15 protein-coding genes are annotated in these 23213 nt (G+C 66.9%); 7 read left to right on the top strand and 8 right to left on the bottom strand.

The genetic code is table 11. From position 1 onward, the window contains the following. Positions 1 to 47: 47 nt before the first annotated feature. The 6 genes from ACWPWT_RS02615 to ACWPWT_RS02640 are packed head-to-tail and all read right to left on the bottom strand — an operon-like array spanning position 48 to position 8890. Positions 48 to 1526: a bacterial transcriptional activator domain-containing protein gene (locus ACWPWT_RS02615; RefSeq protein ID WP_454278436.1), complete on the bottom strand. Its 1479-nt coding sequence runs from the start codon at positions 1524 to 1526 to the stop codon at positions 48 to 50. Then, complete coding sequence (locus ACWPWT_RS02620) at positions 1523 to 3250, bottom strand: hypothetical protein (RefSeq protein WP_454278437.1); 1728 nt, start codon at positions 3248 to 3250, stop codon at positions 1523 to 1525. Before ACWPWT_RS02620 ends, ACWPWT_RS02615 begins: the two co-directional genes overlap by 4 nt. Continuing rightward, positions 3247 to 4119, bottom strand: coding sequence for an endo alpha-1,4 polygalactosaminidase (locus ACWPWT_RS02625; RefSeq protein WP_454278438.1), 873 nt, complete (start codon positions 4117 to 4119; stop codon positions 3247 to 3249). Before ACWPWT_RS02625 ends, ACWPWT_RS02620 begins: the two co-directional genes overlap by 4 nt. Next, positions 4116 to 5153, bottom strand: a complete 1038-nt coding sequence (gene pelG, locus ACWPWT_RS02630; protein WP_454278439.1) for an exopolysaccharide Pel transporter PelG — start codon at positions 5151 to 5153, stop codon at positions 4116 to 4118. Before pelG (ACWPWT_RS02630) ends, ACWPWT_RS02625 begins: the two co-directional genes overlap by 4 nt. After that, positions 5084 to 5512: an exopolysaccharide Pel transporter PelG gene (gene pelG / locus ACWPWT_RS02635; protein ID WP_454278440.1), complete on the bottom strand. Its 429-nt coding sequence runs from the start codon at positions 5510 to 5512 to the stop codon at positions 5084 to 5086. Before pelG (ACWPWT_RS02635) ends, pelG (ACWPWT_RS02630) begins: the two co-directional genes overlap by 70 nt. Positions 5513 to 5533: 21 nt before the next feature. Beyond that, positions 5534 to 8890, bottom strand: a complete 3357-nt coding sequence (locus ACWPWT_RS02640; RefSeq protein WP_454278441.1) for a M10 family metallopeptidase C-terminal domain-containing protein — start codon at positions 8888 to 8890, stop codon at positions 5534 to 5536. A gap of 215 nt (positions 8891 to 9105) precedes the next feature. Here ACWPWT_RS02640 and ACWPWT_RS02645 point away from each other — a divergent pair, with 215 nt between their 5' ends. Together ACWPWT_RS02645 and ACWPWT_RS02650 are read left to right on the top strand one after the other, a co-directional pair. Further along, on the top strand, positions 9106 to 9786 hold the full coding sequence (locus ACWPWT_RS02645) for a response regulator transcription factor (protein WP_454278442.1): 681 nt from the start codon (positions 9106 to 9108) through the stop codon (positions 9784 to 9786). A gap of 20 nt (positions 9787 to 9806) precedes the next feature. Further along, the gene (locus ACWPWT_RS02650) at positions 9807 to 11147 is read left to right on the top strand and encodes a sensor histidine kinase (protein WP_454278443.1); all 1341 of its coding nucleotides are present in this window, start codon (positions 9807 to 9809) and stop codon (positions 11145 to 11147) included. Between the two features lie 64 nt (positions 11148 to 11211). Here the strand turns inward: ACWPWT_RS02650 and ACWPWT_RS02655 are convergent, their stop codons facing one another. After that, a complete protein-coding gene (locus tag ACWPWT_RS02655; RefSeq protein ID WP_454278444.1) occupies positions 11212 to 13632 on the bottom strand; it encodes a TonB-dependent receptor in 2421 nt (806 codons plus the stop codon). Between the two features lie 108 nt (positions 13633 to 13740). Continuing rightward, positions 13741 to 16209 carry a DUF3772 domain-containing protein gene (locus tag ACWPWT_RS02660; protein ID WP_454278445.1) on the bottom strand — a complete coding sequence of 823 codons (2469 nt, stop codon included), beginning with the start codon at positions 16207 to 16209 and terminating at the stop codon, positions 13741 to 13743. Between the two features lie 182 nt (positions 16210 to 16391). Here ACWPWT_RS02660 and ACWPWT_RS02665 point away from each other — a divergent pair, with 182 nt between their 5' ends. The 5 genes from ACWPWT_RS02665 (at position 16392) to ACWPWT_RS02685 (ending at position 23092) form a co-directional block, all read left to right on the top strand. Next, entirely contained in the window at positions 16392 to 18017 is a 1626-nt protein-coding gene (locus ACWPWT_RS02665) for a sensor histidine kinase (RefSeq protein ID WP_454278446.1), read from the top strand. Between the two features lie 35 nt (positions 18018 to 18052). Next, positions 18053 to 18397 carry a response regulator gene (locus ACWPWT_RS02670; RefSeq protein ID WP_454278447.1) on the top strand — a complete coding sequence of 115 codons (345 nt, stop codon included), beginning with the start codon at positions 18053 to 18055 and terminating at the stop codon, positions 18395 to 18397. Beyond that, positions 18394 to 19155, top strand: a complete 762-nt coding sequence (locus tag ACWPWT_RS02675) for a Crp/Fnr family transcriptional regulator (protein ID WP_454278448.1) — start codon at positions 18394 to 18396, stop codon at positions 19153 to 19155. Before ACWPWT_RS02670 ends, ACWPWT_RS02675 begins: the two co-directional genes overlap by 4 nt. A gap of 173 nt (positions 19156 to 19328) precedes the next feature. Further along, positions 19329 to 21998, top strand: coding sequence for a TonB-dependent receptor (locus tag ACWPWT_RS02680; RefSeq protein ID WP_454278449.1), 2670 nt, complete (start codon positions 19329 to 19331; stop codon positions 21996 to 21998). Further along, positions 21998 to 23092: a phosphatidylinositol-specific phospholipase C1-like protein gene (locus ACWPWT_RS02685; protein WP_454278450.1), complete on the top strand. Its 1095-nt coding sequence runs from the start codon at positions 21998 to 22000 to the stop codon at positions 23090 to 23092. The genes ACWPWT_RS02680 and ACWPWT_RS02685 overlap by 1 nt, the downstream gene beginning before the upstream one ends. Positions 23093 to 23213 lie beyond the last annotated feature (121 nt).

A 23213-nucleotide genomic window follows, 5' to 3' on the forward strand; every position in this document is an offset into this window, starting at 1 on the left:
TCGCCAGTTACGCGGCGGCTTGACCTGGGATGGTGGCGCCTCCTGCATCACAGCCCGCCCAGACTGCGCGTCAGGACGGCGCGGCCAAACAGCTGCTGACCCGAGAAGCCCGGACGGCTGATCGAGGTCAGGCCGCCCGATGCCTCGACGCGCCACATCAGGCCGATGGGTGCCGCCACCGCCAGGCTCGCATTGGGGCCATCGCCGCCGAACCGGTCGACCGTCCATCCGGCCAGCCCGGTCAATTGAACCGAGCCCACCGCCTCGCCCAGCATCGCCTGGACGGTGTGATTCTCGCGATCCGCCAGCGCGATCAGCGGATTGCCGTCCCGGTCGAGCGCGGTGCGGCGAACATATTCGGCCTCCATCCGGTAGCTCAACCCGAGCAGCGGATAGCGCCGCCGGATCAGATATTCGATTCCGGCGGCCAGCGTGATCGTGTCGGTCGCCCCGTGCTCCCCCGCCAGGCCATAGCGATTGACGCCCAGATCCGCCTGTCCGACCAGCCCGGAGTTGATCCGATACACCCCGCCCAGTGCGGCGCGGGAAAGATAGCCGCCCGCCAGCACCTGCGCCGGGGCGGCATAATCGGGCATGTGACGGGTCAGGCCGACCCGCAACTGCGCCTCGGCGGGGCCATAGGTGATCCGCGCACCGCCGCCGGTCACGCCATCGTCCAGCGCGGCGGAGGCGATCAGCGACAGTCGCACCGAATCGCTCAGCGCCACGCCCAGCCCGGCATCGACGATCGACGCCGCCGCCTCACGTCGCCCGGCGGGGCCATCGACCCGGCTGACGAGGTGACGGGCCGCCGCCTGGACGGCCACCCTATCCGCCACCGGCGCCTCGACCCGGACGCTGGCCTCCAGCTGGCCCAGATCGCCGCCTTCACGCGCAACGATCCCGGCACTGGCGGTGCCGCTCGATGCCGCAATCACGCGCCGCGCCGCCGGATCGTTCGCCCCGACGTCCCGATAGGCGCGCGCCGCGCCCGCCACGTCGCCGTCCAACGCCCGTGCATCGCCGAGCAATCGCCGCGCGCGCCGGTCCGCCGGATCGCTGGCGAGCAACTCTTGCGCTTCGCGGCGGCCGCGCCCCGGATAACCCGCGGCGAGATCCGCCTCGATCATGGTGCGTGCCAGTTCTCGCCTCGGCTCTGTCCCGTTGCCTTCCGAACCGGTGGCCGGAATGGTGGCCGGGCGGAAATCGACCGTCAGCATCGTGCCGACGATCCGCGCATCCATGCTCCATCCGGTCGCAGGGCGCAGCACCAGGCTGACATCGTTCCAGCGAAGCTCGCCGATCGCCGCCCCTGCCAGATCGCGGAACAGGGCGATCGCGTCCTCGGTCGGCGGGCGATCGAAGGTGACGATCAACTCCCCTTCGCGCCGGTCGAGCGACAACAGGGTGCCGCCCGGCCAGATCAAGCGCGGTTCGCCCGATGCGACGATCCGGCGGTCGATGAAGACCGTGTCGGGCACCACCAGTTGCGCCGCGCCCGCCAAGGAAGGATCGACCGCGATCATGGTGTCAGCACCGCGCGGGCGCGGCCCGGCTGGCCCGAGGCGATCAGCAACCGCGCCTGCAACGCCGCCAGTTCGGGATCGCGCGGCGATTCCCGGCGTAGCGTGCTCACCAGCTCCAGCGCCTCGGCCTGCCGCCCCAGCCGGTCGAGCAACTCGGCACGGGTCCGTCCACCCGGCGGCGCCTGAAGAAGCGCCCGCTCGAGCCAGGGCCGCGCCGCCGCCGCGCCGCCCAATCGCGCCTGCGCATCCGCCATCAGGCGCAGCGCGGGCAGGTCGGCGGGGGCCGCGACCAGATATTCGCGCAGCCAGTCCCGCGTCCGGGCCGCATTGCCCGCATTCCATGCCGCCCAGGCCAGATCGAGCCGATCGCGTGGCCCCGCCACCCCGGCGGCGACCCGGCGCTCGGCCAGGGCCCGGCTCTGCGCGGGATCGAGACCGTCGGCCAAGGCAGTCATCCGACGCAACAGCCCCAGCTCCAGCGGCCGCCCGTCGAGCAGGGCCGCCATCGCCTGCCGCGCACCGCCCCGATCACCCGCCGCCTGCGCCAGTTGCAGGCGCAGCAGCAACGTCTCGGTCCTGTCCGCCAGCGGATGCCGCTGGACGAAGGCGAGGGCCGCACCCGGCGCCTCGCGCTCGGCATAGGCGGACAACCAGCGGGCCTGTTCGGACGGCGCGCCGGACAGGGCCTGCTGCCGCAACCAATCGCGGTCCGCCGCTGCCGGGCGCGGACCCATCAGATAGAGCAGCCGCTGGCTGACCGACGCGGTCGCGGACTGCCCGCTCGCCGCGCGACGCAGCAGCGCGATGGCATCGTCGCGCGCCCCGAGCACCAGCAGCTGTTCGGCCAATGGGGGCAGCATCGCGCCCGGCCGCTCGGCCCGGGCGAGCAGCCATCGCCGCATCCCCTCCCGATCGCCGGTGCGGGTCATCAACTGGGCCTGCGCCGCGTCCCTCTCGTCGTCGGGCAGGCCGGTGATCGCCCGCAGGGCGGCGGCGCTGTCCCCCTGGCGCAACGCGATGCGCAGGGCCAGCCAGGGGTCGACCGCGCGCCAGTCGGCGGCAGGCGTATGATCGAGTCGCGCGATCCAGTCGAACCGCTGCTTCGCCTCCGCCCGCTGGGCCAGGTCGCGAGCCAGTTTGACATCGGGCGGGGGAATCGCGCCGGACGCCGCCGCCGCGATGACGAGGTCGGGGCGATCGAGCGCATAGCCCGCCGCGACGATGGCGGACGGGGCCACGCCGCCCGGCCGCCGGACGGCTTGCTCCAGCAGCGCCTCGGCCTGGGCGCGGCGGCCCAGCTTGCGCAGGGTTTCGACCCTGAGCGGCCATGTCGCGGGTGTGGCGCCATCGGGCATCGCCGCCAGATAGTCGAGCGCCACCGCCGGTCGGTTCGCCGCGACTAGGTCATAGGCGACCTGCAGGCTGGCGACCGTTACGCCCTGCCCGGCGAGCGTGCGGGTCAGCGCGGCCAGCGTCCCGGCGTCGGCGGTGTTCAGCACGGCGGCGAGATCGGGATGCGTGGGCGCGCGCGACGGGCTTGCGACCGGCACCGCAGGAGACGATGGCACCGCCAAGGTCGCCGCGACCGGCGCGGTCGCGCGTCGTCCGGCCTGCTCCACCTCACGCGTGCTGGGCATCAGGAACAGGCCGAGCGCCAGCACCGCGCCCCCCGCCCCCACGGGCAGCGCGATCGCCATCCAGCGCTTCGAGCCGGTGCGCGTCATCCCGCGGGCTCCGCCACCAGATGGTCGAGCGCGAGCGTCGCGACATAGGGATGGAAACCCGCCGCCCGCTCCCGCGCATAGAGTGCCGCGACGGTACGCCGATCGCTGGGATCCCAATAATCCAGCGTGGTCAGCGACAGGCGGGGGTTGCGGACCCGGGCGGCACGCAGCCGCTCGGCCTGCCACTGCCAGTCGCTGTCGGACAGCATCTCATACCGCTTCTGCGTGAAGCTCCAACGCGAGGCCATCGATTCACCCAGCAGATAATCGATATGCGGCGCGGCCTCGGGCAAGGCGGCATAGCCCCGGTTCAGCATCAGCGAGATGGCGGGAAACCGCGCGCGCAGGGCCGCGACCAGCGCGGCACCGGCGGCCACCATGCCCTTGTTCTGCGTCGGGTTCTGTCGCTCCATCGCCTCGGCGTTATCGAGCGTATCCATAAAGATTCCGTCATAGCCGAGCGCCAGGATCGCGGGTACCGCCTGTTCGATCAGAATCCGGGTCCATTCGGGATGGCGCAGGTCGACATGGCGCGCATCGGGCCAGTTGGGATTGGGCGCGCGCAACGCCCCCGCCCGGTCGAGTGCGGCGAAATAGCGTCGGTTATGCTCGACTTCACCCAGGCTGACATAGCCGAACAGGCGGCTCCCGGGCCCCCGCAGCGGTGCGATCGGCCGGGCGTGATGCGGCTCCAGCACCAGCAGTTCGAAACGCCGCGCCAGTGCCGGGTCGGTCGCCGCGCCATAATCGACGCCCCAGTTCCAGGCGCCGCTTTCCTCCGCCATCCCGTGCCGCGACGCCACCGCGAGCCCCAGCGCGCCCGCCCCCAGCCCCAGGATAGTGCGGCGTCCCATCATCTCACCCGTCATGCCCAACGCCCTTCCCGCCCGACCACGGCGGGGTTGTTTCCGACGAACAGCAGATAGACCAGCCGGATCGTCGCATCGGCGACCAGTGCGATCCCGACCGAGGCCGCGACCACCGCCCCCGCCATATAGCCCCAGCCGAACGCCGCCGATCCGGCATCCCATTGCAGCCAGACCGCCAGGGCGCTCGCCACCGCAAAGCTCGTCCAGATCAGCACGATCCGCGCGAACAGGTCGTAATAGGACAGGACGATGGTTGCCCCGATCGCCACCAGATGGAACACCGCCCCCGCCGCGCTGTGGCGAAAGGCGAAGATGCCGCGCGGATCGGCGCCGATCAGTTCGAACAACGGCACCGCCAAGACCCAGGCCAGCGCCGCGACCAGCGCCTGCATCAGCACCAGCAGCCGCAGACCGTCGAATAATGTCTCGATCAGTTCGCCGCGCGCCTCCTCGATCCGGGCGAGCGTCGAGGTGCCGGTGCAGCGCGCCATCACATTGTCGAAACCCCGGTCGAACCGCGTCTCGCTGACGATCAGGAGCAGGGTCAGACCGGGCACCATGGTCAGCAGGCCGAGGAAGCTGCCCGCATCGTTGATCGGGTTGAGCCGCAACCGCCCCAGCGCCGCGATGCTGCCCGGCCCGCTCCAGAGCAGCCATTTGTCGATCCAGATCGCCACCGCGCCCGCCAGCCCGGCGGCCGCGACGATCAGCGCCAGCCGCCAGCCGATCAGGTCGCGCGACGGCAGGACCGGCGATACGGTGAAATAGCGGTGGAGGATCACCAGGATCGCACCCAAGGTCACGCCCACGCCCCCGGTCACCGCCGCCAGCACCAGCGTCCCGCCCGGATGCCGCAACAGCATCAGCGCCACCGCCGCCACCGCGATCCCGATCAGATAGGCGACCGGCACCGCACGGTAGCGCCGCAACGCGGTCAGCATCGGCGAGGCGATCCATATCTGGGTCAGCCAGCCGAGCAACAGGCTGGCGAGCCCCGCCCGAATGAAGGGCAGTCCGGCCAGCCCGCCGAACACCACCGCCCCCATGACCAGCGCAAGCCCCCGCCCGCCACCATCGCGACCAGCAGGATACCCGGCACGCCGCCCGCATCGCGCGCGAACAGCCGGTCCGCCGCCAGCCGGGTCGCCAGGATCGCGATCGGTCCCGCGATCAGCGCCGACAGGCTGAAACCATAGATCAGGACGGTGCGCACCATGGCCGCCTCGCCCGCGCCGATCGCGCCGGGGGCCCAATGCTGAAGCAGGATCATCGCGATCGCGGTGATCAGCCAGGGGCCGGAACTGATCAGCGCACCGTGAAGGGCGGCGCCGGCGATACCGCCGACACCGCCCTCGCGTGCCATCTTGGCCAGTTGGAACCCGATACCCGCCATAATGGCGGTCCTAACCGCCAATTATAAATAAAAATCGTTCGCGGTCAGATTGTGGTGGCCGAGCAGCGCCACGGAGAAATCGGCCAGCCCCAGCGCGTCGGTATTGCCCTCGACGACGGTATATTCCTTGCCGCCGATCATCTGATAGCTGAAGCGCAACTGCCCCGCGCCGGTGAACCGGGCACCGGCCGTATCCAGGAAGGTGAAGGCCTGATCGCCGCGCGCGAAGAGCGAGGTGTTGGCGTCGATCGCCGACAGGTCGATCTTGTCCTCGCCCGACCGGAAGTCGGTGATGACATCGCGCAGCGACGAGGCCAGGCTGTCCAGCGTCGATTCGAAGCGGAACACATCCTTGCCCGCGCCACCGGTCAGGGTGTCACGGCCCCAGCCACCGATCAACACGTCATTGCCGTCGCCGCCGTTCAGCGTGTCGTCGCCCAGACCGCCGACCAGCCGGTCGTTGCCGCCCAGGCCGTTCAGCACGTCATTGCCCCAGCCGCCGTCGAGTACGTCCTGCTCGCGGGTGCCGTTGATCGTGTCGCCGAAGATGGTGCCGGTCTTGGTGATGCCGACCACATCGGTCACCCCGATCGACAGCGTCTGGGTGTCGATCGCGCCCTTGGCGTCGATGGCGATCACGGTGACGTCGTAAAGATTGTCGCGATTGGCGTCGGTCGGATTCTCATAATCCGGCGCGGCAATGAACTTGAGCACGCCGCTGGTCGCATCGATCGTGAAGGCCGCGCCGTCACCGCCCTGCGCGATCGAATAGTGGATCGAGTCGCCCAGCGCGATATCGGGGTCGGTCGCGGCGATCGTGGTCACCGCCGTACCATTCTCCGCGATCGTCATGCGGCCGCTATCCGCACCGCCAAAGGAGGTGATGGTCGGGCCGCTATTGGCGACATGGCCGATCGACACGTCATGCTGGCCGATCGCGCCGATGTCGAGGGTCAGGATCTCACCCACCAGGCTGGTGACGGCGGCACCCTTCACGGTGGTCCAGTCGGTGCCCGGCGCCTTCAGGTCGACCACGACCTTGCCCTCGCCCTCGACCGAGAAGCTCAGGTCGCGCCCGTCGCCGCTCAGCGAGATCAGCGAAGCGCGCATCGGCAGGTCGGTGATGTGGGTCACATCGTCCGCCGCCTGGCCCATGGTGATGGTATAGGTGCCGCCCGCCTTGGGCAGGAAGACCTTGTTCGCGTCATAGGCGTACCAGCCCGCGACTCTCTTGATGACCTGTCCCGCCTTCTGCCCGTCGACATCGAGTGCGAAGGTCCCGAGCGCCTCCGCCGACGACACATTGGCGGTGATCGTATCCCCCGACACGGTCGTGGTGATCGACGCCTTGTGAAAGGCCGAGACGCGGCTGGCGAGGTCCGCCAGCGTCACGAACTCGACGCCCGCCGCTGCCGCCTTGGCGATGAAGTTGGTGAACATCGCAGTGACATAGGGGCTCTGGGTCGCGTCGCCCGTCCACATGGCGGGGCCGTAATCATGCCATGGCCAGACGATGACGGGCGCATCGGCATGCGCGGTCAGCGTCGCCAGTTCCCTGGCCCATTCCGCCTCCGCCTCGGCGACCGTCTTCTTCTGGAACTCGATCAGCGAGAAGTCGAACATGGTGTTGGGCGCCAGATAGACCTTGCCGTCCGCCGCATTGTCTGGGGTCATGTAACCAAAGGCGTTGGGATAGCCCGCCCCGACACCGGTATAGCCGCCCGACAGATAGGAGACGTATTTCAGGATTTCCTGGCTGGTCGCGATGGTCTCCGGCGCTCCGGGCACCGCCGCGCCGCCCAACGATACCTGACGGCCCAGATAGGCGCTCATCTGCTTTTCCAGCTCGGCGCGTTCCGCCCCGAATTCATAGGCGATCTGTTCGGGCGTCAGGACATTGGTGTCCTCGGGATGGGTATAGCTGTGCAGGCCGATCTCGTTGCCCGCCGCCATCATCTTCGCATAGATCGGCGCCGAGACCGACCAGTCGGTCGAACGCTGCTGCGACGGGTCGTTGCCGATATTGACGTAATAGCTGCCGACGAAATTGTAGAGCGTCTTCCACTGGTCGAGGATGGGCAGCAGCTTGGTATAGATGCCCGCCGAGCCGTCCTCGGGCTTCACCTCGTCCGAATATTGGCTCTGGTCCATATCGACGCGGGACGCGAACAGGCCGGCGTCGCGGGTCATCTGCAACCCGACGCGAAGGCCCCCGGTGCTGGCCGAGCCATGGACCGAATAGTCGATCGCCTTTTGCAGCAGATTGTCGTCGGCCATCGCCGCTTCGGTCGAGAAGATGACGTTGCGGCCGCCGGTCTTCGTCGCGATGGCGGCGGCATAGTCCTGGCCATTGACGGTCTGGGTTGCGATCGTCTCTCCGGTGCCGCTGACGCTGGTGAAGGCGTTCCAGCCGACGCCCTTATAGTCGCGGATCGTCTCGCCGGTGGTATAGCCGTCGAGGACGCTGTGATTGGCGTCCGCCGCCTTGATCGTCACGTCGGCGGGCCAGCCGCCGGTCACGCGGGTCGCGTCGAACAACAGCTTCATCCGCGCATAGCTGTCACCCGCCAGCGCACTGCCGTCGGCGGCGTTGGTCATGAACTCGCCCGCGGCGATCAGGCCGATGCCGAACTGCTTGGTCGCCTGTTCCAGCGTATGGGCGATCTCGTCCGCCTTGTCCGCCTGGACGTTGCGGAACGACGGGAAGACGATCGAGTCGTACTTGGCCAGCGTCGACAGGTTGGTCAGGTCGTCTTCGGTGATGATGTCGAAGGGCGTGCCCGCCTGCATCGCCTGGCTCTGCGCCGCCATGAACAGCTGCGAATAGGCGGTCTTGCTGAAATAGGCATTGGCCGTCGTCTCGGACCAGACGATGGCGATGCGGTGGGCCGGGTCGGCGGTGATGCCGGTGTCGTTGAAGACGGTGAACGGCTTGGCCGAGTAATTGCCCGGCAAGAACACCTGGTCGTTGACGTCGTAGAGGGTGTCGATCGCCTGTGGATTGCCGATCGCCGCCTTGGGCACGCGGAATTCCACCGTCTGGCGATCCGCCGACCAGGCCGCCTGTAGATTGGCCTGCACCAGCGTCTCGCCCGCCCTGCCTGTATAGAGCGAGACGGTGCCGTCGGCGTTAAAGTTGACGTTATATTCCGCGCCGCCCGCAAAGCCGAAGACCTGGTATCCGGTCGAAGCGTTGCGATCGGTGTTGAACCAGGCGGTGGTGTTCGCCCCGATCGCCATCGGCGCGGTCATCGCGAAGACGAAATCGCTGCCGTCGCTTTTGGCATAGATGGAATAGCCCTCGCCCAGCCCCGTATCGATGCGGTCGACCGTGTTCCAGTCGGACAGATTGCCGTCGATCGTGATCGTGGTCGCCATGTTTCCCTCGTCGCCCCAGGGGCAGCATGACGAACCCGTGACGGGGCCTGCGCCTTTTCCCTGTTTTGCCGTGTGTTACGCATGACGTTTGCGTCATGCATCCACGGAGTCCGCGTTGCGCCGTCCCACTTGTTCCATCACGATACGACCGGGACGATCTTGCCACCCTGTTTCGGCTCGATAGGGCAATGCGGAGGCCTTTTGGAAAGCTGTCGATGAGTCTGCATCTGATTCTGGTCGAGGACGACGAAGACTATGCGCGGAGCCTGACGGCCGAACTGGCCGCGCTGGGCCACCGGGTGGAGCGGGTCGGCGACGGGCGGCTGGCGCTCGCCGCGCTCGACCGCGAGCAATATGATGCGGTGATCCTCGACCGGATGATGCCGCGGCTGGATGGACTGTCGGTGGTCGAGACGCTGCGCGCGCGCGGAATCACCGTGCCGGTCATCATGTTGACCGCGCTGTCCATGGCATCGGACAAGATCGACGGGCTGGAGGGGGGTGCCGACGACTATGTCGTCAAGCCCGTCGCCGCCGAGGAACTGAACGCCCGCATCCATGCGGTGATGCGCGGGCGGCGCTGGACGATCAGCGAGACCGATACGATCCGCGCCGGCGACATCGTGGTCAGCCCGACCAGCTTTCGCGCCTGGCGCGGCGGGCATCCGATCACGCTGGCCAATCTGGAACTCAAGCTGCTGGCCGAACTGGCACGCCATGCGGGCGAAGTGCTGACCCGCGCAATGCTGATCGAGCGCGTCTGGGGCTATGATTTCGAGCCGGAGACCAACATCGTCGACGTCTATATCCGACGGTTGCGCCTGAAATTGACCGAAGATGGCGGCGAGGACCCGATCGAGACAGTGCGCGGGATCGGTTATTCGCTGAAGCCATGATCGAACGGGCGATCCGGCGGATGAGCTTGCCCAGGCTGACGGCCTATGTCCTGATCCTGTTCTTGATCGCCACCATCGGTACCGGCCTGTCGATCCTGGCCGCGAACCGCGTGACCGTGGCCCGGCTGGTCGACCAGCGGATCGAGGCGATCGGCGACCTGGTACTGGAGCGCGAGGCCGGGCAGGCGATGGTGCCGACGGCCGAACTGCTGGCCCGCATCACCCGTTTGTCGCAGCAGCGCGACACCGGCGATGTCGGATTGGCGCTGCTCGATTCCGCGGGGCAGCCGCTGGGCGGCAATATCATATTGCGCCGTCGCCTGCCCCTTGGCGGGTCCGATCTGCGCGAGGGAGACGGGATCGTTGGCCTGTCGCATGGCCGTGCGCTGGTCCGCGAGGCTGGCGCGGGGCGGCGGCTGGCGGTTATCGCGGAAACCGAGCCGTTCGACAGCTACCGCACGACACGCACGCATATCTATCTGATCGGTTTCGGGTCGATCATCCTGATCGTCCTGGGGGGCCTCATCGCCTTTTCGATGCTGGTCAGCCGCCGGATCGGCGACCAGCGGCGCACGGTCGAGGCGATCGTCGCGGGCCATATCCGCCACCGCGTCCCCGTCACCGGATCGGGCGACGAATTCGACCGGCAGGCCGCCGCCTTCAACCAGATGCTCGACCGCATCGCCGGGTTGATGGAGGGCCTGCGCAGCGTGTCCAACGACATCGCGCACGACCTGCGCACCCCGCTTGCCCGGCTGCGCGGACAATTGGCTCGGATCGTCGAGGAGGCGGCCGATCCGGTTCAGGCCGGGCGCGCCACCGCCGCGCTGGCGCAGTGCGACACACTGCTCGCCATGTTCGCCGCGCTGCTGCGCATCGCCGAGATCGAGGCCGGGCATAGACAGGCGGGCTTCGCCCCCGTCGATCTGGCGGAACTGGTCGAGGACACCGCGACCATGATGATCCCCGTCGCCGAAGAGGCCGGGCAGCGCTTGAGCGTCTCGGTCATGCCGGGCCCGGCGACGTTCGTCGGGGACCGGCAGTTGCTGATCCAGGCGCTGGTCAACCTGATCGGCAATGCGATCAAATATGGCGCGCCACGGGGTGCGATCAGCGTCGCGCTCGAGCCGCTGGAGGGCATGTGGGAATTGCGCGTTACCGATGACGGACCCGGCATCCGGCCAGAGGATCGCGCCCAGGCGCTGCGCCGGTTCGGGCGGCTCGACCAGGCGCGGGGGAAATCGGGGCATGGCCTGGGCCTGCCGCTGGTCGATGCGATCGCCCGGCTGCATCGCGGACGGCTGATACTGGGCGATGCGGGCCCCGGGCTTTGCGCCTCGCTGCGATTTCCCGCCCCCTGATCGCGCGCCCATAAAAAAGGGCCGTCCCAAAGGACGGCCCTTAAGTTCGGGTATTCGATAGGGATTAGAAGCGAACCGTCCCTTCCAGACCGATGGTTCGGGGCGGGTTGAAGTTCGCATAGTCGCCCAGCGTCGCGGCGTTGGCAGCCGAGCGGCGATAGATATAGGTGTTGTTGAGCAGGTTGCGGCTCCACAGCGACACGGTCATCTTGGTGCCGTTCGCAGTCAGCGGCAGGTCGGCCAGTGCGATGCGACCATTCATCACGAAGCTCTTGTCCGTGCGGGTCGTCTCGTTCTGGAAGCTGTAGACCGGATCGGCATAATTCCCGTCCAGATGGAAGCGAACCTTGGCCTCCGAACCTGCCAGCGGCACTTCGTAATCGACATAGGCCGATGCGGCGTTGCGCGGGGTGAACACCACGAAGACCTGGGTCAGCGCGTTGTTCAGGAACGGGTTCGGCGTCGCCGGGACGTTGGTGTAGGTATAGGCATAGGACGCGCCGACCGTCATGCCATCGACCGGGTTGGTCGTGATGTCGGCCTCGATCCCGCGAATCTTGGACTTGCCCGGCGCGTTGCGGGTTTCCTCGGTATGCAGATTGTAGGTCGGGCTCGACGGATTGGTGTCGACATTGTCGAAGTCGATCTGGGTGCCGGTGCGGTCCATGATGTAGCCCGCCAGGTTCAGGCGAACGCGGCGATCGAACAGGTCCATCTTCGACCCGATCTCATAGGACTTGACCGCTTCGGGGCCGAAAGCCGCGAAGGTCTGCGACCGGTCATTGGCACCGCCCGCGCGGTAGCCGGTCGAGTATTTGGCATAGAGATGGATCGCGTTGGTTGCGTCGAACGCCGCCGTCACCATCGGATCGAACCGGTTGTTGTCGAAAGTGAAGGGGAAGTTGGTCGACTTGCCCTGCACCAGATACAGCGTGCCGTTGCGCTTGTCGTGGGTGTAGCGACCGCCCAGCGTCAGGTGGAAGGCATCGAAGCCCGCCGGGGTATAGGTTGCCTGTGCGAAGGCGGCATAGCTGTACGCACGGGCGAAGCTGCCGCGCTGATACAGGAACGAACCCGGCGCCCAGCCCTGATTGCCCGAGGAGATGGTGCCCAGCGCGGTCTGCGACAGGATGGTGTAGCCGGTGCCGTCCGCATTCCACTGGTTGGTCGACGGGGTCGCCGCCGTTTCGCGGGCATTCTCGGTGAAGTAATAGAGGCCCGCCACGTAATCGAGCTGCGGCAGGCTGCCCACCGCCTGGAATTCCTGGCTGAACTGGTGCTGCTGCATGAAGGACAGGCTGTAGCGGCTGAACTTGCCGTTCGGCAGGAAGACGGTGCGGTGCGCGCCACCCGAATTGTCCCACTGGTCGGTCGAAACGCCGCGCCAAGCGGTGATCGAACGCAGTTCCAGGCCCGGCGCGACGTCATAGCTCAGCTTGGCCGAGAAGCCGTGCGAGCGGTCCAGGCTGTATTGCTGCGGCACGCCGATATCGGCGGTCTTCATGCGGTTGTCGCCCGACACGACGACCAGCGGCGACAGCGGCGCGATGGTGCCCGAGGGCAGCTTGCCGCCATTGGCATTGATCTGCGCCAGCGTCGCGACGGGCAGGCCACGCGGGTTGTAGTTGACGAGCTGGCTGTAGAAGGGGGTATTTTCGTCCTTCGCCTGGTCATAGGACAACTCGGCCGAGAAGCCGTCGACCGGCTTCCACACGGCGGCGACATGGCCGCCGACGCGGTTGAACGCGCCCCAGCCCACGCTGCCGGGCAGCGGGTTCTTCACGAACGGGTTCTGGTGCTGGATCACGCCGTCCAGCTTGATAGCGATGTTGTTGAATTCGGGCAGGTTGATATGCGCGGCGGTGTTGTACGCGCCATAATTGCCGAAGCCGGCGGTCAGCGAGCCACCGAACTTGCCGGTCGGCTTGGCGGTGACGATCGACAGCGCGCCGCCTTCGGTGTTACGGCCGAACAGCGTGCCCTGCGGTCCGCGCAGCACTTCGACGCGCTCGATGTCGAACAGTGCCGCGTTCAGGCCCTGCGAGCGGCCGATATAGACGCCGTCGAAATAGACGCCGACGCCGGTGTCGCGCGCGGTCTGGTTCTGGTCGAAGGGAACGATGCCACGGATGCCGACGGTCAGTGCCGACTGGCGCGCCTCGAAGGTGGCGACGCGGAGCGACGGCACCGTGCCGTCGGCCAGGTCGAGCAGGCTCTGGACGTGGCGGTCCTTGATCATCGCGGGGTCGATGACCGAGATCGCGATCGGCGTCTTCTGAAGGCTGGTCTCGCGCTTGGTGGCGGTGACCACGATTTCCTTCAGTTCGCCGCTGTCGGCGGTCGGCTCCGCCGTCGGTTCCGCGGCCGTGGCCGTCGCGGGAACCGGATCGGCCGGCTTGGTGTCCGCGGCAAAGGCCGGGGCCCCCGCCAGAACGAGAAGCGCGGTGCCGCCCAGCAGCGTCGCGCGAATGAAATTGGTGGTCATGATATTATGGTCCTATCCCCCGATCGACCCGTCAGGTCGTCGCTGGCCGCGCGGATAGGGGCCATCGAAGAAGCTGGTGTTACCTTTCCATGACCAGCCCGGACTTGTTCATTTCATTTTCGTTTCATCTTCGGCTGGCGACGGGGGAGTCGGTGCCGCGGATGTCCCGGACTGGCGCACCAGTTCCATCTTCTGGGGCACGGTGCCGATCTCAATCCCCTTGTCCCTGAGCGTCGAGAGCAGCGCGAACAACACGGCGCTGCGTGTGCCATAGGCGGCGCGCGGGCTTTCCACATGGGCGAAGCAGTTGAAATGGATTCGGCCGTCGACGATCGAGTCGATAAAGGCCTTGGGCGCCGGGTCGTCCAGCACCGCCGACTCCGCCGCGAAGCAATCCAGCACCGCCTTGCGCACCACGTCCGCGTCTTCCTCGATCGGCACGGAGAATTGAATCTGCACCCGCCCCAGCGGGCCCGACAGAGTCTTGTTGAGCACCGATTTGGTGATGAGTTCGGAATTGGGGACGATCAGCGTCGAGTGGTCCGCCAGTTCGATCTCGGTCGAACGCACACTGATCCGCTTCACATCGCCCTCATCGGTGCCGACGCGGATCAGGTCGCCGATCTTGATCGGCCGCTCGGCCAGCAGGATCAGGCCGGACACGAAATTCTGCGTGATCGCCTGAAGACCGAAACCGATACCGACCGACAGGGCGGAGAGCAGCAGCGCGATCCGCTCCACCCCGATCCCCAGCGAGGCGAGCGCCCAGATGACCGCCAGCGCGATGCCGATATAGCGTGCGACCAGGCTGATCGAGTTGCGGCCCGATCCATCCAGATCGGTCGCGGGCAGATAACGCTGCTCGAGCCAGCGCATGAACAGGCGCACCAGCCCCAGGCCGACGAACAGCACGACCAGCCCCTGAAGGATCGTCCCCGGCGAGATCCAGACATTGCCGACCTTGATCCCGTCGGCGACATTGGCCAGCTGGTCGAAGATCGCCCCGGGACTGCCGCTCGCCCCGAACGGACGCAGGAACATGCCCAGCGCGATCAGGATCAGCGCCAGCCGCACCACACCCGACAGGACCAGCCCGAACTGGTCGACCATCGACCCGCGAATACCCAGCGCGCGGGTCAGGGTCATGCCGACCTTGCTGTCGCGCACGAAGATGGTCGTGGCGATATCGTCGGCGGCGACCAGCATCAGATACAGGGCCGAACCGAGCAGCACGGTCCAGCCGATCATGAGGGCGACGAACCAGCTGAACCAGATATAACCGATGATCAGGGCCAGTCCGGCGACCCCGACCGCGATCCAGGCGAGCAGCGTCACGATGCTCAACCCCGCGCTGACCCCGGCGTTCGTCATCTCCTGCGTGGCGGCGCGACGCGCGCGAATCTGGCCCAACACCACCAGCGTCGCGACGATCAGCAACAGGTGGAGCAGCGCCTCGGTCGCCTGGGTGGCGATCACCGCGCTGCGGCTGCTGCCGATCGCGCCTTCGAACGAGGCGATCATCGCGGTGGCGAAGGTCAGGATGGTCAGCCCCCAGGACAGGGGCCGCAGACGGCTGGCCGTCTCGTCGTCGATCGGCGCGATCCGCCAGCTCGGCTGGCTACGCATCAGGACCGCGCCGGTCACCGCCGCCGTGAACCCCGCCACGCCCGAGGCGAAGACGAAACCGTCGAGGAAACCGGTCCAGCGTTGCGGCAACAGTCCCGACCAGCGCAGCCCCTGGACGAAGATGAAGGCCGCCGCCAGCGGGCACAATGTCCCCACCGCGACCCGCCAGAAGGTATTGGCCGACCGGCGCACCCGGCTGGGCGGGGCTTCGGCGATCAGGCGGCGCTGGGCCAGCCGATGCGCGCCTAGCCGCACCGGGCCGAGCAGGATGATCGCCAGCGCAAAGCCCAGCATCGCGTGCCACGGCACCCCGCCGCGCCACTGCTGCGCCACCTGCTCGCCGCCCTGTTGCAGGAACAGGCCGATGCGGCGCAGGTCGCGCGGTGCCTGGTCGAGCACCAGGATCCAGAAGGCCGGGCTGAGCGGCGACGGCACTTTCGACGAAAGTTTCTGGCTGAACTGTTCGGCCTGGCCCTGGTCGATTTCATCGACAAGCTGCCCCGCCTCGACCCCGGCGAGCCGACCGCGCTTGATCGCGGCATCGATGGAGGAGCGAAGCGCGGTCAGGGTCTTGCGCTGGGCCCGCAATTCGGGGGCCTCCACCTCACCCGGCGTAACGGTGCCCAGACCCGTGATCCGCGCATTGACCAGTGCCAGTTGCTCGGTCAGGTCGGCGACCGCCTGGGTCGTGGCGTCCTGCGCGGCTTGCGCCCGTTTGCGCAGAGCGTCGCGGTCCGCGTCATCGACCTGGGCGTCCAGTGCACGGTCTACCCCGCGCACATCGACCTCGGCCTGGGCGATGCGGGTGGCCGATTCCGCCGCCGGATTGCCCTGCGCCGCTGCGGGCATCACCATGATGACCCACCCGATCAATGCCGCCGCGATCAGGACGCCCCAGCTGCGAATGGCGGTTCGCAGGGCGGTGGAGGACGATGCGAAGGATCGGGGCATGAACCGGGCCATAATTGCTGAACCCCGGCTCATAGCTGCCGATCGCGCGTCCGACGAGGGGGGACAGGGCGCAAGGAATTTGCCGCTATCTGTCCGATCGGTTTGCCAGTCGATCCGAAATCCTGTGTATCGGGGAGCCCGTATCGACGGGGATCGTTGAAGGCGCTCGGGATTTTTTGCGCATGACTGATTTGGCCTCCATGAACGGGCAATTTCCCTCATCGGCTCCGCCGACGCCTGAGCCGACGCCCGCGCCGACGCCATCTGGCCCGGTGCACCGCGACGCGCATGTGCTGGCGGGGATCAACCGCATCCTTCAGGAGGCATTGCGCGCCTCGACCGAGGAGGAGCTTGGCCAGCTCTGCTTGGAGGTGGCCGAGGACCTCACCGGGGCGGAGTTCAGCTTCTTCGGCGAACGCCGCGAGTCGCACGATCGGCTGGACCATATTGCCATCAGCGAGCGCGGCTGGGCCGCCTATGGCGGCGACGATCCCGACTTCAAGCAGCGCCAGCTTCCCAACGGGATGAAGATCCACGGTATTTTCGGGCAGGTCATCCTTCAGGATCGCAGCCTGATCGTGAACGATCCCGCGAGCCATCCGGACCGGGTGGGCACGCCGGATGGGCATCCGGGCCTGCGCAACTTCCTGGGCGTGCCCCTGCGGCGTGACGGCGAGACCTTTGCGATGTTCGCGCTGGGCAATCACCCGACCGGATTTACCGAGCGCGAGCGGGCCATCGCGGAGGAACTGGCCCCTGCCATCGTCCAGGCGCTGCTGCGCAAACGCGCCGAGATGGCCTCCCGCGCCAGCGAGCGCCGTCTGCGGTCGCTGATAGAGGGGATACCGCAACTGGTCTGGACCGCGACGCGCGAGGGCCAATGGACCTGGGCCAGCGCACAATGGGTGGCGATGACCGGCCTGTCGGTTGAGGAAAGCCTGTGCGATGGCTGGCTGGCCGCCGTCCATCCCGAGGACCGCGAGGCCGCCCGCCGTTTCTGGGAAAGCGCGAGCGAGAATGGCAATCTGGGGATGGAAGGACGGCTGCGTCATGCCCAGACCGGCCGCTACCGATGGTTCAAGACGCGGGCGACGCCGGTCCATGACGATCATGGTCGGATCGTCGAATGGTTCGGGACATCGACCGACATCGACACGCTGCGCCGCCTGCGCGAGCGGCAGGAGACCTTGGTCGCCGAGTTGCAGCACCGGGTGCGCAACATCCTGACCATCGTCCGCTCGATCTTCACCCGGACGGTGGAAAGCGGCGGGCCGATCGATGAAATTTCGGACCATTTCCGCGGGCGGCTCGATTCGCTGGCACGGACCCAGGTGGTCGCGACCCAGACGCGGTCGGGCAAGGTGGACCTGGAAAACCTGATCCGCGACGAATTGCTGGGCGTCGGTGCGATCGAGGATGACCGGTTGTCGATCGAGGGGCCCGACGTCGCGCTGCCCGCCGATACCGCCGAGTCGATCGGGCTGGCGATCCACGAACTGACCACCAATGCGCTCAAATATGGCGCACTGCGCCACCCCACTGGACGGCTGTCGATCACATGGGGAATCGAACATAAATCAAATAATAAATGTGAACTGATTGTAAAATGGGACGAAACAGGTGTACCAGCAATGCCGGTTCCGCCTGTACGTCAGGGATTCGGAACCGAACTCATCCGCGAGGCTTTGCCCTATGGGTTGGGCGCGCGGACCAGATTGGACTTTCGCGGTGGCGGCGTCTTGTGCGTGGTATCGTTACCATGGCATGTGGACAACGCCGACCCTGTGAACCGGAGCGCCGAGGGATGAACCACCAATCGCCACTCGCCGACAAGCGGATTCTTGTGGTCGAAGATGAGTATTTCATCGCCCGTGATCTGGAACGGGCCCTGCGCGCGGCCGATGCGATCGTGATCGGCCCCGTCGCGACGCTGGAACAGGGGTTGGACCTGGCGGAAAGCCAGCCGCTCGACGCCGCCGTGCTCGACGTCAATCTGGCGGGCGAGCGTGCCTTCGAGATCGCTGACCGCCTGTCCGCACGGGATGTGCCCTGGACCTTCCTGACCGGCTATGACCAATGGGCATTGCCGGCGCCCTATCGCTCCGCCTCGATCGTCGCCAAGCCGTTTCAGGCCGACCGCATCATCCGCGCGATCGGCGCGCTGATGCCCGACAAAGGATGCGCATGACCCTTGCTTCCGCCAAATCGGCCGTCTCGCGAGAGAGTGTTGCCGCCGCCGCGATCCGCCGGCTGTCCGCGCTGACCCCGCTGGATGCGAATGACCAGACGATGTTGCACCGGGCCGCCGAACAGGCGCGGTCTTATGCCGTGCGTCACAGCTTCCTCACGATCGGTCGCCCCGTCACCGAACCATTGCTGGTCCTGAACGGCTGGGCGGCACGGGTTCGCGTCCTGCCCGATGGGCGTCGCCAGTTCATGAGCTTCTATCTGCCCGGCGACGTGATCGGCTCATCGCATCACGCCATGCCGATCGCCTCCGCGACGGTGGTCGCGCTGACCGAATGCATGGTTTGCGCCGCCCCGACCGCCACGCCGGGATCGTCGCTGGCACAGGCCTATGCGATCGGCGAGGCACTCGACGAGGCCTATCTGCTCGGCCATGTCGTCCAGCTCGGGCGGCTGAACGCGCAGGAGCGGATCGGCGATTTCCTGCTCGAAATCCATGAGCGGCTGTCGCTCGCCGGGCTGACCGTCAGCGGCAGTTTCGAAATGCCGCTCACCCAGGAAATGCTGGCCGATGCGCTGGGGCTGACCCCGGTGCACGTCAACCGGATGATCCAGCAGGCGCGGCGCGACGGCGATCTGATGTGGAAATCGGGCCGCGTCCTGCTGCGCGATCCCGAGCGCCTGGCACGGACGATCGGACGGTCCAGCCCGCAGGTCTCCGGCGCGCAAACCGAGCCAGATGCCGGTTCGGGGCAATAGCACCCCAATGGGGGCATCAACGGCCCCCTTTCACAATCTGCCCCGAATTTTGACCGCTTTCCGTTAGCATCGGCCCGTTTCACCGTAATGTCATCAAATTTTCGCCAAGCTGACACCCACGCCCCCTAACGCCCCCGCCGAATTGGCAAGACAGCCAATGGGGGATTTATCACATGCTCACGTTCCGCAGCCTGTTGAAGGCATCGGCTTCGCTCATCCTGGCCACCGGCCCGATGGTCGCTCATGCGCAGGAGAGCGCCGCCATCGCCGCGGCCGCTCCGCAGGCCGCCGAAGGCACCGAGGGTCAGAGCGACGAGATCATCGTCAACGGCACCTATGCCCGCAGCCTGGCCGCCGGGATCGAGACCAAGCGCCGCGCGGCCTATGGTGTCGATTCGATCAGCTCGACCGACATCGGCAAATTCCCGACTCAGAATGTCGCCGAAGCGCTTCAGCTCGTCCCCGGCGTCGCGATCACCCGCCCGCGCGGCGAAGGCCTGTATGTCAGCGTCCGTGGCCTGGGTCCGCAGTTCCAGAACACGCTGATGAACGGCCGCACCATCGCGCTCAATGACCTGATCGAGAATGGCGGCGCGGCCGGGCGCCAGTTCCGCTTCGAGATGCTGCCCGCCGAATTCACCTCCAGCATCGACGTGGTGAAGACCCCGACCGCCGACATGAGCGAGGGCGCGCTGGGCGGCAATATCGACGTCAAGACCTTCCGCCCGCTGGAGGTCGGCAACAAGACGACCGTCAACATCCGCGGCACCTATACGACCCAGACCAAAGATGTGCGTCCCAACGTCACCGTGCTGACCAGCGCGAAGAACGACAGCGGCACCTTCGGCATCCTGGCGGGCGCGCAATATTGGGGCAAGGCGGTCCGCAACGACCGCTTCATGAATTTCGGCTGGCTGACCAACCGCTCTACCGCCGCGCACAAGGGCGGCCTTCCCGCCGGCCTCTATTCGCCCACCCGCACCCGCCCGACCGTCGAGACCGAGGACCGCAAGCGCATTTCGGGCATCGTCTCGGCCCAGTGGCAGCCCAGCGCCGAGCTGGAAACCACGCTGGACGTGATCGCGACCCGGCTGGACGTCGCCTATGACGAGTTCGGCCTGGACATCTATCCCGATGACGGCGGCACCAATGGCGGGCCGCCCGCGCAGATCCAGCCCGGCTATACCGTCGTCGGCGACACGATCACCAAGGCGACGATCAACAATGTCCGCTTCATGGGCACGCGCGAATACAGCCTCAACCGCCACGACCTGATCACCATCGGGTTGAAGCAGGCGTGGAATCCGGACCGCTGGCACGTCACCGCCAATGTCAACTGGTCCGCGGCGCACAGCTATCACCCCGATTACCGCACCGGCACGGTACGCAGCCGCGCCTATTTCGTCGCGCCGCTGACCTATGACGCGTCGGCGGGCTATCAGACGATGCCGACCTTCACCACGCCGGTCGACGTGACCAACCCGGCCAATTACAAGCTGTTCCAGTTCAACATCGCACCCAAGAACAGCAAGGACTGGGATTTCTATTCGCGCCTCGACATCGCACATGACTTTGACGGATTCCTGTCGAAGCTGGCGGCGGGCGGCGAATATCACTGGCGCAAGCGCGACTATTTCCGTCGCGATTACCTGATCGACACCGCGACCAACCAGCCGCTGACCAATCTGGGGGCGGGCGCCTATCAGCAGCTGCCCTATGACGATTTCCTGTCGGGCGTCGGCGGCAATGCCTTCCGCAACTGGCTGGTGCCGGTGACGGCGGCCTATGTCGGCAACTTCTTCACCCCCGCGATCCAGGCCCAGCCGCTGACCAACAGCGACCTGCGCTCGTCCTTCGTGGTGTCGGAGAAGATCGCCGCCGCCTATGTCCGCGCCGATTATCAATTCGACGCCGGTCAGGTGCCGGTCAGCGGCAATGTCGGCGTCCGCTACGTCCACACCGACCAGGTGGCGAGCGGCACGCTGACCAGCGGCAGCGTCGCCACCCCGGTCAGCTATCCCAAGACGTTCAACAACGTCCTGCCCAGCTTCAACCTGCGCGCCGAGCTGACGCCCAAGCTGGTCGGTCGCCTGGCCGCCAGCCGGGTGCTGACGCGTCCCAACGTCACCGACACCGCCCCGCGCATCACCGTGTCGACCGATGCGCCGACCGCCAGCGGCGGCAATCCGCAGCTCGTCCCCTTCCTCGCCACCCAGTTCGACGGTTCGCTGGAATGGTATTTCGCCCCCTCGGGCATGCTGTCGGGCGCGGTCTTCTACAAGGCGATGGACGATTACATCACCCAGTCGAATACCGAGATCAACATCCCGGGCCGCGGCATCGTCCGCCTCTCCAGCTCGGTGAACGGCGGCGATGCCAAGGTGTATGGCGCGGAGGCGGCGTACAGCCAGGTCTTCACCTTCCTGCCCGAACCGTTCGACGGCTTCGGCGTGCAAGGGTCCTACACCCATACCGAGGTACAGGCCGACTATATGGCGGGTTCGCGCTCCATCAAGGATCAGCTGATCGGCCTGTCGAAGAACAGCTTCAACCTGGTCGGCTTCTACGACAAGGGGCCGCTGTCGGCGCGACTCTCCTATGTCTGGCGCGACAAGTACCTGTCGAGCACGGGCAGCACGGTGCAGGCGCCGACCTATGTCGCGGCCTTCGGTTCGCTCGACGGCCAGCTTTCCGTGCGCACCACCGACAATCTGACGCTCAGCCTGGAGGCGATCAACATCGCGGGCGCGCATCAGGATACGTATAACGACAACGACCTGCGCTTCGGCGAGATCAACTATTATGGCCGGACGATCCTGTTCGGCGTGCGGGCGGAGTTCTGATGAAAGTCATCCTCACCCTGGCGGCGGTCCTCGCGACCGCCGCCGCTCCGGAGCCCCGCGCGCCGCTTCGGATGAACGACATTCAGGTCGTCGGCTCGCACAACAGCTATAAGAAGCGGATAGCGCCTGCCATATTCGCGGAGTTGGAGCGGCGTGATCCCCGACTGGCCGCCGCGCTGGATTACGATCATCTGACGCTGGCGGAGCAGCTCGACCGGGGCGTGCGGCAGTTGGAGATCGACATCTTCGCCGATCCGCAAGGCGGCCGCTTCGCCGATCCCAAGGGCGAAGCAATGGCCCGCGCGGCAGGCGAGCGGACCGGCTTCGACCGCGCCGCGATGATGAAGCCCGGCTTCAAGGTCTTCCACATTCCGGAAGTCGACTACCGGTCCTGCGGCACCTTCAAACAGTGCATCGGCCAGATCGACGCCTGGTCGCGGGCGCATCCGCGTCACCTGCCGATCATGGTGACGATCAATGCCGCCGACCGGCCGATCGACAAGCCCGGCGTGACCGATCCCCTTCCCCTGACCGCGCCGCTGCTCGACGCGCTGGATGCGGAAATCCGCGACGTGCTGAAACCCGGCCGGATCATCACGCCCGACGACGTACGCGGGAATGCGGCGACCCTGCGCGAGGCGGTGACCACCAAGGGCTGGCCAATGCTGGCGCGCGCGCGGGGCAAGATATATTTCGTGCTCGATACGCCCGCGGATGTGTCCGATCTTTACCGCACGGGGCACCCCTCGCTGAAGGGGCGGGCCATTTTCGGCTGGTATGGCACCGACCAGCCCGAGGCTTCGGTCGAGATCGTCGGCGATCCGCGCACCGATGGCGCGAAAATCAGGGAATGGGTGAAGCAGGGCTTCATCGTCCGCACCCGCAGCGATGCCGACACGGTCGAAGCGCGTACGAACGACCATGGCCGCCAGCAGGCGGCGATCGACAGCGGGGCACAGGCGGTATCGACCGATTATTATCCCGGCGCGCCGATGCGAGGGTGGAACAAGGGCTTTACCGTGACCCTTCCCGGCGGAGCGATGGAACGCTGCAACCCGGTGACGCAGCCGACGGGCTGCAAGCTGCCCAAGTAAAACCATTCCTCCCCCTTCCAGGGGAGGAAAAGGTGGAGGGCCACTGACGCGCTTTTCATGTCCGGGCAAGGCGGGGTTCAGCCGCCGGGCGGCACTATAATCTCCGACGAAGCCTGCGCCC

Source organism: Sphingomonas sp. Marseille-Q8236, from assembly GCF_965112005.1.

Bases quoted from the DNA above. Each gene is read 5' to 3' on its own strand.
- ACWPWT_RS02615 (WP_454278436.1), bottom strand. From the start codon at position 1,526: ATGATCGCGGTCGATCCTTCCTTGGCGGGCGCGGCGCAACTGGTGGTG.
- ACWPWT_RS02620 (WP_454278437.1), bottom strand. From the start codon at position 3,250: ATGACGCGCACCGGCTCGAAGCGCTGGATGGCGATCGCGCTGCCCGTG.
- ACWPWT_RS02625 (WP_454278438.1), bottom strand. From the start codon at position 4,119: ATGACGGGTGAGATGATGGGACGCCGCACTATCCTGGGGCTGGGGGCG.
- pelG (WP_454278440.1), bottom strand. From the start codon at position 5,512: ATGGCGGGTATCGGGTTCCAACTGGCCAAGATGGCACGCGAGGGCGGT.
- ACWPWT_RS02640 (WP_454278441.1), bottom strand. From the start codon at position 8,890: ATGGCGACCACGATCACGATCGACGGCAATCTGTCCGACTGGAACACG.
- ACWPWT_RS02645 (WP_454278442.1), top strand. From the start codon at position 9,106: ATGAGTCTGCATCTGATTCTGGTCGAGGACGACGAAGACTATGCGCGG.
- ACWPWT_RS02650 (WP_454278443.1), top strand. From the start codon at position 9,807: ATGAGCTTGCCCAGGCTGACGGCCTATGTCCTGATCCTGTTCTTGATC.
- ACWPWT_RS02655 (WP_454278444.1), bottom strand. From the start codon at position 13,632: ATGACCACCAATTTCATTCGCGCGACGCTGCTGGGCGGCACCGCGCTT.
- ACWPWT_RS02660 (WP_454278445.1), bottom strand. From the start codon at position 16,209: ATGCCCCGATCCTTCGCATCGTCCTCCACCGCCCTGCGAACCGCCATT.
- ACWPWT_RS02665 (WP_454278446.1), top strand. From the start codon at position 16,392: ATGACTGATTTGGCCTCCATGAACGGGCAATTTCCCTCATCGGCTCCG.
- ACWPWT_RS02675 (WP_454278448.1), top strand. From the start codon at position 18,394: ATGACCCTTGCTTCCGCCAAATCGGCCGTCTCGCGAGAGAGTGTTGCC.
- ACWPWT_RS02680 (WP_454278449.1), top strand. From the start codon at position 19,329: ATGCTCACGTTCCGCAGCCTGTTGAAGGCATCGGCTTCGCTCATCCTG.
- ACWPWT_RS02685 (WP_454278450.1), top strand. From the start codon at position 21,998: ATGAAAGTCATCCTCACCCTGGCGGCGGTCCTCGCGACCGCCGCCGCT.